This window comes from Xanthomonas albilineans (assembly GCF_009931595.1).
GTDB classification, from domain to species: Bacteria; Pseudomonadota; Gammaproteobacteria; order Xanthomonadales; family Xanthomonadaceae; genus Xanthomonas_A; species Xanthomonas_A albilineans.
On record NZ_CP046570.1, the window covers coordinates 1,444,613 to 1,460,358 of the forward strand.

Annotated in this window: 15 protein-coding genes and 1 other RNA gene; 5 read left to right on the top strand and 11 right to left on the bottom strand. The window is 63.7% G+C overall.

The features are described from left to right. Positions 1–38: 38 nt before the first annotated feature. The 9 genes from XaFJ1_RS06120 to ccmA all read right to left on the bottom strand — a co-directional run bounded on the left by XaFJ1_RS06120 (position 39) and on the right by ccmA (position 6,797). A complete protein-coding gene (locus tag XaFJ1_RS06120; protein WP_012915801.1) occupies positions 39–1,082 on the bottom strand; it encodes a tetratricopeptide repeat protein in 1,044 nt (347 codons plus the stop codon). Positions 1,083–1,086: 4 nt separating this feature from the next. Beyond that, positions 1,087–1,551, bottom strand: a complete 465-nt coding sequence (locus XaFJ1_RS06125; protein ID WP_012915802.1) for a cytochrome c-type biogenesis protein — start codon at positions 1,549–1,551, stop codon at positions 1,087–1,089. Continuing rightward, positions 1,548–2,150 carry a DsbE family thiol:disulfide interchange protein gene (locus XaFJ1_RS06130; protein WP_045756809.1) on the bottom strand — a complete coding sequence of 201 codons (603 nt, stop codon included), beginning with the start codon at positions 2,148–2,150 and terminating at the stop codon, positions 1,548–1,550. The genes XaFJ1_RS06125 and XaFJ1_RS06130 overlap by 4 nt, the downstream gene beginning before the upstream one ends. After that, positions 2,150–4,084 (bottom strand): heme lyase CcmF/NrfE family subunit, encoded by a 1,935-nt coding sequence (locus tag XaFJ1_RS06135; protein ID WP_012915804.1) that lies wholly within the window; start codon positions 4,082–4,084, stop codon positions 2,150–2,152. Before XaFJ1_RS06135 ends, XaFJ1_RS06130 begins: the two co-directional genes overlap by 1 nt. A 189-nt stretch (positions 4,085–4,273) precedes the next feature. Continuing rightward, positions 4,274–4,423 carry a hypothetical protein gene (locus XaFJ1_RS06140; RefSeq protein WP_012915805.1) on the bottom strand — a complete coding sequence of 50 codons (150 nt, stop codon included), beginning with the start codon at positions 4,421–4,423 and terminating at the stop codon, positions 4,274–4,276. Continuing rightward, a complete protein-coding gene (locus tag XaFJ1_RS06145; protein ID WP_012915806.1) occupies positions 4,420–4,596 on the bottom strand; it encodes a heme exporter protein CcmD in 177 nt (58 codons plus the stop codon). Before XaFJ1_RS06145 ends, XaFJ1_RS06140 begins: the two co-directional genes overlap by 4 nt. Beyond that, entirely contained in the window at positions 4,593–5,342 is a 750-nt protein-coding gene (ccmC, locus tag XaFJ1_RS06150) for a heme ABC transporter permease CcmC (protein WP_012915807.1), read from the bottom strand. Before ccmC ends, XaFJ1_RS06145 begins: the two co-directional genes overlap by 4 nt. A 115-nt stretch (positions 5,343–5,457) precedes the next feature. Next, on the bottom strand, positions 5,458–6,153 hold the full coding sequence (ccmB, locus tag XaFJ1_RS06155; protein ID WP_012915808.1) for a heme exporter protein CcmB: 696 nt from the start codon (positions 6,151–6,153) through the stop codon (positions 5,458–5,460). Then, positions 6,150–6,797 carry a heme ABC exporter ATP-binding protein CcmA gene (ccmA, locus tag XaFJ1_RS06160; RefSeq protein ID WP_012915809.1) on the bottom strand — a complete coding sequence of 216 codons (648 nt, stop codon included), beginning with the start codon at positions 6,795–6,797 and terminating at the stop codon, positions 6,150–6,152. Before ccmA ends, ccmB begins: the two co-directional genes overlap by 4 nt. 187 nt (positions 6,798–6,984) lie before the next feature. Here ccmA and XaFJ1_RS06165 point away from each other — a divergent pair, with 187 nt between their 5' ends. The 4 genes from XaFJ1_RS06165 to XaFJ1_RS06180 all read left to right on the top strand — a co-directional run bounded on the left by XaFJ1_RS06165 (position 6,985) and on the right by XaFJ1_RS06180 (position 10,053). Then, positions 6,985–8,133 carry a pyridoxal phosphate-dependent aminotransferase gene (locus tag XaFJ1_RS06165; RefSeq protein ID WP_012915810.1) on the top strand — a complete coding sequence of 383 codons (1,149 nt, stop codon included), beginning with the start codon at positions 6,985–6,987 and terminating at the stop codon, positions 8,131–8,133. A 101-nt stretch (positions 8,134–8,234) separates the two neighbouring features. After that, positions 8,235–9,074: an amidohydrolase gene (locus XaFJ1_RS06170; RefSeq protein WP_012915811.1), complete on the top strand. Its 840-nt coding sequence runs from the start codon at positions 8,235–8,237 to the stop codon at positions 9,072–9,074. A 90-nt stretch (positions 9,075–9,164) separates the two neighbouring features. Beyond that, positions 9,165–9,599, top strand: a complete 435-nt coding sequence (locus tag XaFJ1_RS06175) for a hypothetical protein (RefSeq protein ID WP_012915812.1) — start codon at positions 9,165–9,167, stop codon at positions 9,597–9,599. 369 nt (positions 9,600–9,968) lie between these two features. Continuing rightward, positions 9,969–10,053: non-coding RNA, sX9 sRNA (locus XaFJ1_RS06180), on the top strand. Positions 10,054–10,057: 4 nt separating this feature from the next. Here XaFJ1_RS06180 and XaFJ1_RS06185 read toward each other — a convergent pair. After that, entirely contained in the window at positions 10,058–11,311 is a 1,254-nt protein-coding gene (locus XaFJ1_RS06185) for an EAL domain-containing protein (protein ID WP_012915813.1), read from the bottom strand. 368 nt (positions 11,312–11,679) lie between these two features. On the opposite strand from XaFJ1_RS06185, the gene XaFJ1_RS06190 reads away from it, so the two are divergent. Next, the gene (locus tag XaFJ1_RS06190) at positions 11,680–14,898 is read left to right on the top strand and encodes an ATP-binding protein (RefSeq protein WP_230598055.1); all 3,219 of its coding nucleotides are present in this window, start codon (positions 11,680–11,682) and stop codon (positions 14,896–14,898) included. 43 nt (positions 14,899–14,941) lie between these two features. Here the strand turns inward: XaFJ1_RS06190 and XaFJ1_RS06195 are convergent, their stop codons facing one another. Then, entirely contained in the window at positions 14,942–15,595 is a 654-nt protein-coding gene (locus tag XaFJ1_RS06195; RefSeq protein ID WP_012915815.1) for a response regulator, read from the bottom strand. Between the last annotated feature and the right edge of the window lie 151 nt (positions 15,596–15,746).

The following is a 15,746-nucleotide window of genomic DNA, read 5'->3' on the forward strand; positions in this document are numbered from 1 at the left end:
CCTGGCATGGGGAGGTGTGTGTCGATGCGAAGTTTGCTTCAGTGCTTGCCGATTCTCAGTTGCACCGGCGCGCTGGTCGGCAGCGTCACTATCACCGCTGCCGATTCCATGTCGCCGTCCTGACGTTTCGCATCGCCGCTGGCCGATAGCCGCGCGACTACTTCGACTTGCCGCAGTTGCGACAACGTCTGCGTCGGCATCGGACGGTCCGCATCGCTGAGCGTGACCCGCAACGGCAACGCTCCCAGCGGTTGTTTTTGCACCGCGACCGGCATCGGGGAGCCACCGGGCACGCGTGCGATCACGAAGAGACTGGCATCCTTGCGTAGATGCATGCTTGCGGCGACATCCGGCTCCACCGAGACAACCACGGTCAGTGTCGCGGCGGCGGGCGCTGTACTGCCGGTTACGCGCTTGGTGCCGGCGATCGCCGTTGTCGGCAATGCCGGTAGGCCGGCGGCGGCACGGGCGGCATCGATCTGCGGGCGCAAGGCCTCGGCGGTTTCAGCATCCACGCGCGGCAGCAACGTTTGCCAGGTGGCGGCAGCGGCGCCATTTTGGCCGCGTTGGCGTTGCGCGATCCCCAGGAACCAGGCTGCGCGTTCGCTGTTCGGTGCGACCTGCAACGCCTTTTGTAGCCAGGCGAGCGCCTTGTCGTCGAAACGGCGCTGCGGGTCGGCGAGCGCACGCGCCTGGGCGGCTTCGATCAGGATTGGTGCCTGATCCGGTGCCAGGCTTACCGCCCGGGCGAAGGCGGCGGCGGCCTCGGTGTTGCGTCCCAGCGCGCGCTGACTGCGGCCCAACAACGCCCAGCCGTCGGCGCGCGCGGGGTCTTTACGCAATGCCGTCTGCAATTGCCCGACGCCTTCTTCCAGCGTGCGCGGCGCCTGCCGTTGTTGCGCCTGCAACGCCTTTGGCGTGCCGATCAGGGCGTATAGCGCAGCGGTCGCCGCACTCAGCGCTAGTACCGCCACCGCGAGCAGTGCGCGACTGCGGCGATCACCGCGCAGCGGCCACAGCACCGCCGCGAACACCAATGCTGCCAGTACCACGGCGATACTGGACATCTGCCAACTCAGCATCGCATCACCACTCCTGTTGATCTTGCAGTGGCGCGGCGTTCGCGGCTGTGGTGCGTCGACGCACCAGTCGGGCCAGCAGCAGCGTACCAGCGCCGAGCAGCGTCAGCGGCCCGAACCACAGCAGCCAGGTTCGCGCTTCGAGTTGTGGCCGATAGAGCACGAACTCGCCATAGCGGGCGACCAGGAACTGCTTGATCTGCGCGTCGGAGCGGCCCTGCTGCATCAGCTCCAGCACTTCGCGGCGCAGGTCCATGGCGATCTGCGCATGCGAATCGGCCAGCGATTGGTTCTGGCATTGCACGCAGCGCAACTCGGCGGTCAATGCATGGAAGCGCGCTTCCTCGGCGGCGGAGCGGTAGGCCAGCGGTGTCGGGTCGTAGACCGGCGCGGCGCCGGCCAGCGTGGACCACGCCAGCAGCACCAGCAGCACCAGCAGTCCACATCGCAACGCGCGCCGACGGCGGTTCATTGGCCGGCCTGGCCTGACGTCGCTGCGGGAGCCGCGCGTTCGGCTTGGTGCAGCGCCGGCAGCAGTTCGTTCTGGATGATGGGCTCGGTCAGTGGCCCGGCATGCTTCCAGCGCACCACGCCGTGCGCGTCGACCAGGAAGGTCTCCGGCGCTGCGGCCACGCCCCAGTCGATCGCGGTGCGGCCATCGGGATCGAACAGCACCGCCAGGAATGGGTTGCCCAACTGCTCCAGCCAGTGCAGGGCATCGTCGCGCGTGTCTTTCCAGTCGTAGCCGATCACGCGTACACGCTTGCTCAGGGCGAAGTGGGTCAGGATCGGGTGTTCTTCGCGGCAGGACGGGCACCAACTGCCCCAGACGTTGAGCACATAGGGCGCGCCGAGCAGGTCGCGGCTGTGCACGCGCACCGTGGCGTCGTGCAGCAAGGGCAGCGTGAACGTTGGCGCGGGCTTGCCGATCAGCGTCGATGGCAGTGCATCGCGATCGGCGCTGCCGGAATGCTTGACCGCGTAGAGCAGCAGCGCCAGCAGGCAGAGGCAGCACAGTGCGCCGAGCAGGATGGCAGGTAGGGGCAGGCGAGGTGAGGTGGGATTGGACATCATGGGGTCTCCGGAGAACGACGCAAGCGCCGGTCGGCTGCGCTGACGAAACCACCCAGTGCCATCAGTGCCGCGCCGAGCCAGATCCAGCGCACGAAGGGTTTGATTTGCAGGCGTATCGCCCAGGCGTTACCGCCCAATGGTTCGCCCAGTGAGACGTAGATGTCGCCATACAGACCTGCGTGGATGCCGGCTTCGGTCATGGCCTGGCCGCCGCTGGCATACAAGCGCTTTTCGGGAAACAGTTGGGTCAGTGGGCGGTCGTCGTGCAGTACCTGCACGTGGGCGCGTTCGGCTACGTAGTTCGGTCCGCGATGCTGGTCAAGATCTTGAAGTTCGAAGCGGTAACGGCCCATCTCCAGGTGCTGCCCAGGCGCTAACGCCACTTCGCGCTGTTGCTCCAGCGCTTCCACCAGCAACGCGCCGATCAGGAACACCGCGATACCGCCATGGGCCAGGGTCATGCCGAGCATTTCGGCGCTGAAGCGGCTGCCTTTGAGCTGGATCCGACTCCATACGAAGCGTGCGGTGCCGAGCAGCACCCAGGCCGCCGCGGCGATACCGACGCCGGTTTTCCATGGACCTTGCGGTGCCAGGAAGAAGCCGAGCGTCCCGGCCAACAGTGCCAGCCCTGCCCATGGCGCCAGCAGCGCCAGCGGTCGCGATGCTTGTTCGCGCTGCCAGCGGGTCAGCGGCCCGAATGGCAGCAGGGCGACCAGCGGTGCCATCAGCACCACGAACAACGTGCCGAAATAGGGTGGCCCGACCGAGAGCTTGCCCAGGCCCAGCGCATCGGCCAGCAATGGATACAGCGTGCCCAGCAGCACCATCGCGCAGGCGCAGGTCAGCAGCAGGTTGTTGATCAGCAGCAGGGTCTCGCGCGAGGCGGCGGTGAACGCTTGCCGCGCAGTGTCTGTGGCTGTTCCCAAATGGCCGCCGCGCAGCGCGTACAGCAGCAGCGCGCCACCGCACAGCAGGCTCAGGAAGACCAGGATGAACAGACCCCGGGCCGGATCGGCGGCGAACGAATGCACGCTGGTCAGCACCCCCGAGCGCACCAGAAACGTCCCCAGCAGCGATAGCGAGAACGTGGCGATTGCCAGCAGCAATGTCCACGCGGCGAAGCTGCCACGCTTTTCGGTGATGGCTTGCGAATGCAGCAATGCCGCGCCGGTCAACCATGGCATGAAGCTGGCATTCTCCACCGGATCCCAGAACCACCAGCCGCCCCAGCCCAATTCGTCATACGCCCACCAACTGCCCAGGGCGATGCCGATGGTCAAAAATCCCCAGGCCACATTGGTCCATGGTCGCGTCCAACGTAGCCAGCGCGCATCCACTTGCCCATCCAGCAACGCGGCCACGGCGAACGCGAACGGCACCGCGAAACCGACGTAGCCGGTGTACAGCAGCGGTGGATGGATCACCAGGCCAGGATCTTGCAGCAGCGGATTGAGATCGTGTCCTTCCAGCGGTGCCGGCAACAGCCGCGCGAATGGATTGGACGTGAACAGCAGGAAGGCCAGGAAACCCGTGCTCACCAATGCCAACGTGCCGATCACCCGCGCCACCACGCTGGCTGGCAGGCGCCGCGAAGACAGCGCCACGGCCGCGGTCCACAGCGCAAGAATCAGCGTCCACAGCAGCAAGGATCCTTCGTGCGCGCCCCACACCGCCGAGTAACGGTATACCAGCGGCAGCAGCGCGTTGGAATTGTCGGCCACGTAGGCCACCGAGAAGTCCCCGGTCACGAAGGCACACGTGAGCAACGCGAAGGCGCCAGCGACCAGAAGCAATTGCGCGTATGCCGCAGGACGTGCCACCGCCATCCAGCGTGCGTCCCCGCGTTGCGCCCCGGCCAGCGGCACCACGGCTTGCAGCACGGCGGTGAGCAAGGCGAGGATCAGCAGGAGTTGGCCCAGTTCAGGCAGCATGGTGCGAGTCCCGCAGTTCGGGACCCCTGAACCAATCAGCCGGGACAGGCGAATCGGAATCCGTGGCCCAGGTAGAGCAAAAGTGGACGGTGCCAAGGAAGATGTCTGGATGCGCGAGCGCGTAGCAGGTGGCGCACAGTCGCTTTGCCTGATCCCTGGGCATCGATAACGAGTGCCGGAGCGATGTCATCACCGCCTCGCTCCCACATGCTGTTTGCGATGCGCTTGGTCCATGTTCTCCGCCAGTTCCCTCGGCATATAGGTTTCGTCGTGCTTGGCCGGCACTTCCTCGGCGACGAACGCGCCATCGTGCATCGGCCGCCTGCGTTGTGGATTCATCGGCTCAGATCCTGTGGGGCCGCTGGTTCGGTCTTGGTCTGGCGTTTGCGCTGTGCGTGCAGTCGCGCCGCACGCAGGGCACTGCGCAGTTGCACGCGTGCCAGCACGAAGTCGGCCAGCAAGACGCCAGCGAACACCGCGTAGGCGCCGGCCACGTAAGGTAAATAGTTCATCCGCGCGCCTCCGCCCGTTGCGCGGCCCAGTCCTTGCCGGCTTCGCGGCGCAGATTGTCGGCGCGTGCCCGTGTCAGCAACGCGCCGGCGAACCAGAACTTGGTCGCCGCGACCATCCACCACAACGGCGGCAGCATGCTCGCGTCCATGCTGGACTGGCCGAACAGACGGATGGTTTGGCCCTGGTGCAGCGAGTTCCACCACACCACCGAGTAGCGGATCACCGGCAGCAACACCACCCCGACGATCGCCAGTAGCCCGGCGGCACGCGCGGCGATGCGCCTGTCCTCGATCGCCCGGTATAGGCCCATCACTCCGATGTACAGGAACAGCAGGATCAGTTCGCTGGTCAGGCGTGGATCCCAATCCCACCATGCGCCCCACATCGGCCGTCCCCAGATGCTGCCGGTCAGCAGGGTGATCAAGGTGAAGGCGGCGCCGATGGGGGCGCAGGCCATTGCCAGGATCTCGCAGAGTTTGATCCGCCACACCTGCGCGATCGCCGCATATAGGGCCATCAGCGCGAACACGAACAAACTCATCCAGGCGCAGGGCACATGAATGTAAAGGATGCGAAAGGCGTCGCTCTGCAAGCGGTCGGCGGGCACCACGAACAGCGCCTGCCAGATGCCCGCGCCGGCCATTACCAACGAAAGCAGGTAACACCACGGCGCCCAGCGCGCGGCGAGGCGATCGAAAACGGGCGGCGAACCGAGTTGGTGGAACCAGCGGACGAGGGAGGCCATGCGGTCGATTTTAGCGGGTGGAAGGCGGGCGTCGATGCGGCGATAGCGATGCGATACGACAACGTCATCGCTGCATGGTACGGCCCATGCCGCGTCGACGCTGCGCCAACGGCGCTCAGCTCAGCGCGATACGGATTGCCGCCGCCGCCGCCAGCGGGGCCAGTACCAGGCCCAGCACCAGTCCCGCCGCCAGCAATAGCAAGCCGCCGCCAGGATCCAGTCCCTGTGCCGCCGCTGCCACACTGCCGGCGCCGAACACCAGCACCGGCACGTACAGCGGCAGCGCCAGCAGCGCGACCAGGATGCCGGCACGCTGCATGCTCACCGTCAACGCGGCCACGACTGCGCCGATGAGGCTGAGCAGCGGGGTTCCCAGCGCCAACGATGCCAGCAGCGTCGGCATGCGGTCATGCGGTAGGTGCAGCAATTCGCCCAGCAAGGGCGTCGCCACGATCAGCGGTAAGGCGGTGGTCGTCCAGTGCACCAGCACCCGTACCAGCACCAGCCAGGCCAACGGGACCGGCGCCAATAACCATTGCTCCAGCGAGCCGTCCTCGGCGTCACTGCGAAACAGGCTGTCCAATGCCAGCAGCCCGGCCAGCAGCACGGCCAGCCATAGTGCGGCGGCGGCGACATCGCCGAGCAGGCGTGGCTGGTTGCCCAATGCCAGCGCGAACAGGATCACAATCAGCAGCGCCAACAGCACGGGCTGCAGTGCATCGCCGCGGCGGCGCCATAGCAGGCGCAGGTCGCGCAGCAGCAATGCGTGGGTGGCTTGCAACAGGCCAGGAACGGGCGCTGCCGGGCTCATGCGTCCACTCCGCTCAACTGCAGCAGGCGGGTGCGCACCGGCGGCGCGGCGTAGGCGCCATGGGTCGTGACCAAGGCGGCGCCACCGCTGCGTAGGTGTGCGGCGATCATGCGGTTGACCAGGTTGATGCCGTCCAGGTCGAGATTGGCGTAGGGCTCGTCGAGCAGCCAGAGCGGTGCTGGCGACAACCACATCCGCGCGAGCGCCAAGCGTTTTTTTTGTCCTGCGGAAAGCTGCCGCACCAGCGTGTCCTCGTAGCCGGCCAGGCCGACGATGGCCAATGCACTGCCAGGCATCTGCTTGGCGCGGCGGCCCTGCAGGCCACACACGTAATGTAGATTTTCCAGAGTGCTCAGGTCCGCCTTCAATGCTCCCAGGTGACCGAGGTAGGCCATGAAGCGGGCGCGGTCGCCGCGTCGCACCGGGTGGCCGTCGATCTCGATGCGTCCGGCCTCGGCGCGCAGCAGGCCCACCAGCACGCGCAACAGCGTGGTCTTGCCGGCGCCGTTGTCGCCTTGTACCAGCAGCGCTTCGCCTGCATCCAGGCGGAAGTCCAGCGGGCCGAACACGGCCGCATCATCGCGGGCGAAGGTGAGCCCGTGCGCAGCCAACAGCGGTGGCGAAGCATGCAGCGGATCGGTCATCGGCGAAGAACCGCGACGGATGGCGCGGCGGCGGGCTTGGCAAGAGAAGATGCATTGTAAGAGATACGGACGTCCGGCGGATGTCGGCGGGCGTGCGCGGTGACACTGTTTTACGCAGCCGTGGCGCATCGCCGGCAAGCGGCATTGCGTACACTGGGTGCTTCCCCCCACTGCCGCATCTTTACCTATGCACCTGCAGACCAAGCTGCCCAAGGTGGGCACCACCATCTTCACCGTCATGTCGCAATTGGCTGCTGAGCATGACGCGGTGAACCTGGGTCAAGGGTTTCCCGACTTCCCGGCCCCGGCGCGCCTGATCGACGCACTGGCCCAGGCGGCGCGCGAGGGTCACAACCAGTACCCGCCGATGACCGGTGTGCCGGTGCTGCGTCAGGCCATCGCCGAGAAGGCGCTGCGTTGCTACGGCGCCCAGGTCGATCCGGACACGGAGGTCACCGTGACCAGTGGTGCCACCGAGGCATTGTTCAACGCCATCCATGCTGTCGTGCGTCCAGGCGATGAGGTGATCGTGCTCGATCCAGCTTACGACTGCTACGAGCCGGCGATCGACCTGGCCGGCGCGCGCGCGGTACATGTGTCGCTGGATCCGCACAGTTTCGCGGTGGACTGGGAACAAGTGCGTGCGGCGATCACGCCGCGGACGCGGCTGCTGATGATCAATAGCCCGCATAATCCCTCCGGCGCAATGCTCGGTGCCGAGGATCTACAGGCGGTCGCCGAGCTGTTGCGCGGTCGCGACATCTTCCTGATTTCCGACGAGGTCTACGAGCACATCGTGTTCGATGGCCGCCGTCATGAATCGGTGCTGCGCTGGCCGGAACTGCGCGAACGCGCGTTCGTGATCTCCAGCTTCGGCAAGACCTATCACTGCACCGGCTGGAAGATCGGCTATGCGATCGCGCCGCCGGCGCTCAGCGTCGAGTTCCGTAAGGTCCACCAGTACAATACGTTCACCAGCTTCGGCCCGGCGCAGCATGCTTTCGCTAAGATGATTCGCCAACAGCCCGAGCATGACGAGCAACTCGGTGCGTTCTACCAGGCCAAGCGCGACCGCTTCGGCGAACAATTGCGGGGGACTCGGCTCAAGCCGCTGCCGGTGCCGGGCGGTTACTTCCAACTGGTCGATTATTCGGCGGTCAGCGATCTGCCCGACACCGAGTTCGTGAAGTGGCTGACGATCGAGAAAGGAGTGGCGGCGATCCCGCTGTCGCCGTTCTACCAGATCCCGCCGCACGGCCAGCGTCTGGCGCGGCTGTGCTTTGCCAAGAACGCGGCCACGCTGGACACGGCGATCGAGCGTTTGCTGCGGCTCTGATGCATTGCCGTGACCCGGGACTCGGCAGAGTTAAGAGCAGCCGATCTCGCAGTTGATTTTCCGGATCCCGGGTCTGGATCCTTCACTACTCCGGACATCCCATGCCCCCAACGCACGACCTCCGCATTTCTCTCGTCCAAGGCGACACGCGCTGGCACGATCCTGCTGGCAATCGCGCGCATTATGCCGAACTGCTGGCGCCGCTGGCCGGCCTTACCGATCTGGTCATTCTGCCGGAGACCTTCACCAGCGGTTTCTCCAACGACGCCCTGGAGCAGGCCGAAGACATGCAGGGGCCGACGGTGGCGTGGGTGCGCGCGCAGGCGATGCGATTGAATGCGGCGGTGACCGGTAGCGTGCAACTGCGCGTATCCGATGCGCACGGAGATAGCCGGGTCTTCAACCGATTGCTGTGGGCCACGCCCGATGGCGCATTGCAGCACTACGACAAACGCCATCTGTTCCGCTACGGCAACGAACATCTGCGCTATGCCGCCGGGCGCGAGCGCCTATGCGTGGAATGGAAGGGCTGGCGGATCAATCCGCAGGTCTGCTACGACCTGCGTTTTCCTGTGTTCTGTCGCAACCGCCACGACGTCGAACGTCCGGGGCAGCTGGATTTCGACCTGCAATTGTTCGTCGCCAACTGGCCATCGGCCCGTGCCTATGCCTGGCGGACGCTGCTGCGCGCACGGGCGATCGAGAACCTGTGCTTCGTGGCGGCGGTCAACCGCGTCGGTGTGGATGGCAACGACCTGCATTACGCTGGCGACAGCGCGGTGATCGATTTCCTCGGTCAGCCGCAGTTGGAAATTCGCGAACGCGAGCAGGTCGCGACCACGACCATCTCCGCGACGGCATTGGTGGCGCATCGTACACGCTTCCCGGCGATGCTCGATGCCGATGCCTTTGTCCTTGGCGCACCCAATGCCGATGCCTGAACGGCGCCGTGACGGCGACGGCGGCACACACACCGCCTAGTCGGAGGCGCTGCTAGGCTCGCCCCCGTATGATCCCAACGGAGCGTTGCCATGACCAAATTGCTTACGACTGCCGCGCTGCTTGTCGGTATCGCATTTATGCCGCAGGCGCATGCCGCCGGTAACATCGACTGCGAGTTGCATTTCAATTTGTCCGGTTGGTCGCTGTTGTACAAGAGCGCTAAAGGCAACGGCACCATCACCTGCGACAACGGTGCCAGCATCCCGGTCAAGATCAGCGTTAAGGGCGGCGGCCTGAGCGTGGGTAAATCCAAGATCGTCAATGGCCGTGGTCGTTTTACCGGCGCTTATTCACTCAATGATCTGTTGGGCACCTATGCGTCGGCAGAAGCGCATGCTGGTGTGGTGAAGTCGTCCGATGCCCAGGTGATGACCAAGGGCGACATCTCGTTGGCGCTGGCCGGTACCGGTAAGGGCTTTGATCTGGGCTTGGACGTCGCTGGTTTCACCATCGAACGCCGCTGACTGGCGCGCACTACATCCTAGCCGTCTCGCCCTGTAAGCAAGTGCGGGCGAGACGGCTACGGCAAGCGACTGGCAGGTGCACGGGTCCTCCCAGGGCAATTTCAACGGATTTCGTCTCGATCATTTTTTGTTTCGCTCAAGCGCCGGCCGTATCGTCATCGTGTCAGGTTGTCGTCGCGGCGAACACGCCCTGTCGTAGGCGAAAGTGGTTAGAGCAAGGGGAGCGACAGCAGCGTCTTACACGGGTTGGCCGACTTGTGCAGTCAAGGGAGCGTGTTCGGCGCCTTGATTGTCCCGCTGCTAAGAGTGGCTAACAAAACTACTGCGCTGCGGCCGGGTGGGTAGGGGCGGGCAGTGCTCGGAATCCTCATGTACCGCATGAACCGTCTATATACTGCGGTTCCTGCGCGCTGTCCGTGCCCACCCGACAGCGACTCGCGACGTTTTGTTAGCCACTCTTAGTGGGCGTTGCTAGTGCGTTGCCCGAAGATGTTCTGCTGGGAGTTGGCAAGATCTTGGAACTGTGCGATGGGCAATGGCCGGCTGAAGTAGTAGCCTTGGCCGATGTCGCATTTGATGCTGCGCATTCGCATCAGGTCTTCTTCGGTTTCGATGCCTGCGGCAACCACGCGCATGCCTAATCCATGCGCCAATTGCACCATCGTCTCTAGCATATCGAATACGTGACGGGTCAGCCGTGAGCGCCAAACCATTCGTCGATCGATTTTCAGGAGATTGAACGGCGCGGTGCACAGACGGTTGAGTGAGAACGCACCGGTGCCGAAATCGTCGATGACGCAATCGATGCCGTTCAGGCGCCAATGCGCCACCGCGCCAGCGATGATGGTGTTGTTGTTGCTTGTGCTGCCGCTCTCTGTCACCTCGATCGCGAATTGGCTACTGCTGCCGCCAGAGTGTTTGAGTCGTTGCACGACGTTGTCCGCCCAGGTCGCTGAGACGATATCCCTGGCGGAGATGTTGATCGACAGCTTGAGTGGGGGCGTTCCAGTCAGCGATTGGCTGACGCTGGCAACCGTGTCGATGAATTGGTCGATCAGTTCCCAGCCAAGGTTGCACTCTTCCAGAGTGGTCAGAAAGCGGTCCGGGCTCATTACGCCCAGTGTTGGGTGGTGCCACCGCACGAGGGCTTCCGCGCCGACCATGGTGCCGGTGGTCAGGCAGTAGTTTGGCTGAAAGAAGGCGGCGATCTCGCCGGCGCGATAGGCGCGAAACACCTCGTTGGCGCCAATGAGTGCGGCAGGGTCCTCGATCACCTGGCCATTCGCATCGGCAGTGATCGGTGTCGCCGCCCGGTACAGCATGTCGGTGAAATCGAACAGGCGCAGGGGTTCTCCAGCGAAGATCACCTGCATCGCTCTGCTGTCGCGTTGTCTCGCATACTCATAGATCGCGCTCTGGATACGCATGTCCGTCAAGCCGCTCACGATCAGGTGGCCGCTGTAGCGTATCTGGGTCAGGGCATCCACCAATTGCAGGATCGACGCGCCCGGCAGACGCGCGGAAGCGACCAGTAGGTCGAACGATGTCGTGCGGATCTGCTCGAATAGTGCTCCGCTATCGGTGGCGCTATAGATGTGCGTTGCGCCGAGACGCTGCAAAAGCTTGCTCACATAGCTGCCTTGCAACTCGTTTTCGTAAGCGACGATAGCATTCTTTATGCTGATAAAAGGAATATGCGCTGTGCTGTTCATGGCTGATCCGGTCGAAGCTGCTGGCAACGGTGTGCGATTGCATAATCGATACACTCGATGCGTCCCAGCATGCGCGCGTGCCAGCCCCGGCACGATGGCGTGGGGCCCAGCTATCCATAGGCTGTTGCCTAAAACGCCTAGGCTCGCCACGCTGGCGATGCATGCGTGCGTGGCGCATGTAAGCTAGATGTAGGAAACGTCGTGGCTGGTGATGGCGCAGATGCTGGGCTATCCTGCAGAGCCATGTTCTTCCTGCCCTGCCGTCACGGCGTTGCGCTCGTTCGGGGATAGAAATGCCGCAAAAGTTGCTCGCCAGAACGGGCCGATACTACCGGCGCATCCTTTACGGTGCCGCGACCGCGCTTTCCGTGTCCATCGTCGCCGCCGCGTTGCTGTTCTGCAGTGGCATCATCGACCAGTACCGCGATAAGCAGATCGCGCAGTTCGTCAAGAGCAGCGAGGAGGTGCAGACGCAGGTGGACGAGTTGTCGGCGCGGCTGGTCCAGTTCGCCGATCTTTACGAAGGCGTATGGAATCTGCGTCAGAACGACGTGGTGCCGGTGCAGCGTTATGCGCGCAAGCTTGCCGAAGGCAAGGGCGTCACGGTCACCGAGGACGACCTCACCGCTGTGCCGTTCACCCTGGTTAGTTCATTGAACGGCACTGCAGACGCGGCTCGCCTGGCCACGGCGCTGCGCGTGGTGCGCGACATGTCCGCAGCGCCTTCCATCGATGCCAAGAAGACCGGAGTGACTCTGGATGGCTTCCTTTACTCACCCGATGCCACCTTCATGGCGGTGTCGCCGGCCATGGGATTGGCTCAGTTGCAGAGCGCGCGCAGCGACGGGGTGAGGGCATTCATCCGCCAACATATCGATGAGCCAGAGCGTTTGATCGCGGCCACGCCCGCGCAAGACCTGCGTAGCCAGCGGCCGCTGTGGCGGCCCGCCGACGAACGCGACGGAGGGTTGTCGGTATCGCAACTCATCGTGCCGATGTTTCGTGATGGTCGGCGTATTTTTACCATTGCGCTGTCGCTACCGGATCGTCAGTTCATGCGCTTTTTTCTGCGAAAGGAGACGCGGCGTCCCGGTTTCTTTTTGTTGAGCAATGCCGGTCAAGAGAATCTGGGAGATTACCCGCGCGGTGCCGAGGAAGCGGATTTGCTGCGCAGGGTGCGCGCGCAGACTGAGCGGTTTTCCCTGGTGGGTGGCGAGCCGATCGCGTTCTACCGCAGTGGAACCTTCTTCGTGGCCCAGCGCATCGGTGGCCCGGATTGGATCGCTGTCTATGCCTACACTTGGGAAGAAGTGCTGGGCAATCTGCAGCACGAGTTCGTCACCGGGGCGCTGGTCTGCTTGCTGGCGCTGGGGTTCATGTGGGCCACAACGGTGTATTTCGATCTGCGCGTGACCAAGCCGCTGCTCAGAAGTGCCGAAAAATTGATCGAGGCCGAGCATTTCAGCAAGGCCATCATCGATACCTTGCCGATTGGGATTGGCATATACGCGCCCGACACCGATACGGTGATGCTGGAGAACGGGGTGGCCCAGCGTATGCTCGGCAATCTCCCCGACGAGGGTAACCTTGGCTTCTATCGTCATGTCATGTGCGAACGCAACGCCGAAGCCGTGGCTGGCGATCGCCATTCCTTCATCGAGGTGCGTTGGGATCTGGCCGAAGGGCAGAACAGCTACATCGGCGTGGCGTCTTCGCAGACCCGTTTCGGCGGACAACCGGTGGTTCTGCTGGGCCTGGTGGATATCAACGAGCGCAAAGCCAACGAAATGCTGTTGATGGAAGCCAAGCAGACCGCCGACGAGGCCAATCGGGCCAAGTCGATGTTCCTGGCGATCGTCAGCCATGAGATCCGCACGCCGTTGCACGGGGCGATGGGGCATCTAGAACTGCTCTCGCGCAGTCCGCTGAGCTTCGAGCAGGGCGAGTGGGTGGACATGATCCGCCGCTCGTTCGACGCCTTGTTGAACTTGGTCAACGCGCTGCTCGATTCGACCAAACTCGAGGCCAATGCGCTGAAGATCAATCCGGTGCAGATGTCGCCCAACGAGGTGCTGGAGCGTTGCGCACGCAGCTTCGGTGCGTCGATTTTGCAGGGTGGGGTGGCGTTCTATTGCGTCACCGATCCGGATCTGGATGCGATGCTGGAGGGCGACGATCAACGCTTGGCGCAAATTCTGCAGAATCTGCTCGGCAATGCGGCCAAGTTTACCGAACGCGGTTCGATCATGATCTCGTCGCGTTGCCTGAAGCAGGCCGACGGCGAGCTATGGGCGCGCTTCGAGGTGGCAGATACCGGAATCGGTATTCCCGCGTCGATGCAGTCGGCGATCTTCAATCCGCTGGCGCAGGCCGACGACAGTATCAGCCGACGCTTCGGGGGAACCGGGTTGGGCTTGTTCCTGTGCCGCAATCTGTCTCACCTGATGGGCGGGCGCATCAGCGTGCGCAGCGAGCCCGGCACCGGTAGCGTGTTCTGGGTCGATCTGCCGTTCAAGCGCACTGGCCGCGCTCTGCTTGCCGAATCGCGGCCATTGGAGGGTTTCGTCGTCGATGTGCTGTGTCCCCATCCTGCCTGGCGCGCCATGCTCGCCGAGCGTCTGCGCCGCTGGGGTGCGAGCTTGCATGCTGCCGACGCTGCGAACGCCTCGCTGCATGTCCGCATCGTGGCCGAAGCCGATAACCGCACCTGGCGCAGCGCCGATTTGAGTGCGGTTCCTATGCTCGGCACGGTCTTCGTTTCGGCCAAAGGGCCGTTGACCCCACGGCGACACGAAAAACAGATCGAGGTGAGTTCGCTGACCTATGCGGGGCTGTTGGAAGCGTTGGCCGAGCTGACGGGCACCGCCGCCGAACATGCGCAGCGGCGCGCGAGCGGGGCCGTTGTGGAGGGCGTGGAGCAAAATTTGGACATTCTCGTTGCCGAAGACGATGCGGTGAACCGCACCTTGATCAAACACCAACTGGCGGCGCTAGGATGTACTCGGGTACGTGTGGCGATCGATGGCATGGAAGCGCTCAAGCTGTGGCTCGAGCGCCGCGCCGATCTGGTCATCACCGATCTGGGCATGCCACACTTGGATGGCGTCGGTTTGCTGCGCAAGTTGCGCGAATTCGATCCGGATGCGCGGGTGGTGGCGACCTCGGCGTCGGCGGCGGCGGAGATCAGTGCCGATACCGAGCAGTTCTCCGACTCACTGCAAAAACCCGTGTTATTGAGCGACCTGCGTCGCGTCTTGAGGAATGCCATTTTGTCTCGATCCTCTTCCACAAATTCCGCCAAGCCCCAGGAGTACCGCTCCGATGAATTGGACGCGATGTTGCGTCAGGCGTTTCACGCTGAATGGAGGGCGGAGCGGCAACTTATCGAGCAGGCCTTGGCCGTGCAGGACCTGGAGTCGCTACGCCGACGTATACATCGCCTGCAGGGTGCGTTGATGGCCTTGGGAATGGACGACCTGGTGGAAGAATTGCAATTGCTGCAGCAGGCTTATGCGGGCGGGGATTGGATGTTGCTGAGGTCGCGCTGTCGGCAGCTACTGTCGCATGTAGAGGCTGTGGCGGGTTGAGCGCGTGACCGAGGTTCGTCGGCTCCTATCTGTCAGCGTTCGGCTAGGTGCCCTCGATGTCCAGTTCGCGCAGTATGGTGGCCAGTTCCACGTCGTTCTTGGCGCCTAGCTTCTTCATGGCCGCGATCTTCTGGTTGCTGATGGTCTTGGGGCTACGCTTGAGCCGTGCGGCGATCTCGCCCAACGACAATCCATCGGCGGTCATCCGTGCCACCGTGGCTTCCTTGGCGGAGAGCGTGTTTACCCCGGTGGCGCTGCTCCTGCTGTAGCGCGTGGTCAGCAGCGCCGCCGACAGCGAGCTTGGTACATAGAGGCGGCCACTTGCCACGTCGCGTACGGCAGCGACCAGGTTGCCGAAATCGGCACGACTCTTGCCGATGAAACCGGAGGCGCCGAGTTGCAAGGCGGCCGAGACGATCGACGGCGCCGTATGCGCGCTGAGTACTAACAGCCGCATCTGCGGGGCGAGCCGACGCAGGCGCTGCAGCAAGTGCAGGCCATCGGCCTGTGGGTCGCTCTCAAACTCGTAGTCGCACAACAGCACATCCACCGGCTGCTCGGCGAGCGACCGCAGCAACTGGTCGATGGCATCGCAACTGAATACGACTTCGATGTCCAGATTGTCTTTCAGCACGCTGGTGACGCCGAGCAGCACGATCGGGTGGTCGTCGGCGATGCCGACACGGATCCTGTCCATTGTTCAGTTCCTGTGGGTAATTGCCGTCGCATACGCGCCTATCCGACGAATCATACGGTAACCCGGCCAGGTATGGCTCAGTGGAGAGAATATCGCGCCTGCCGCAGCTCTTTGCTTTTTGCTGAACAAGCCATAGCGTGCTGCACGGCTT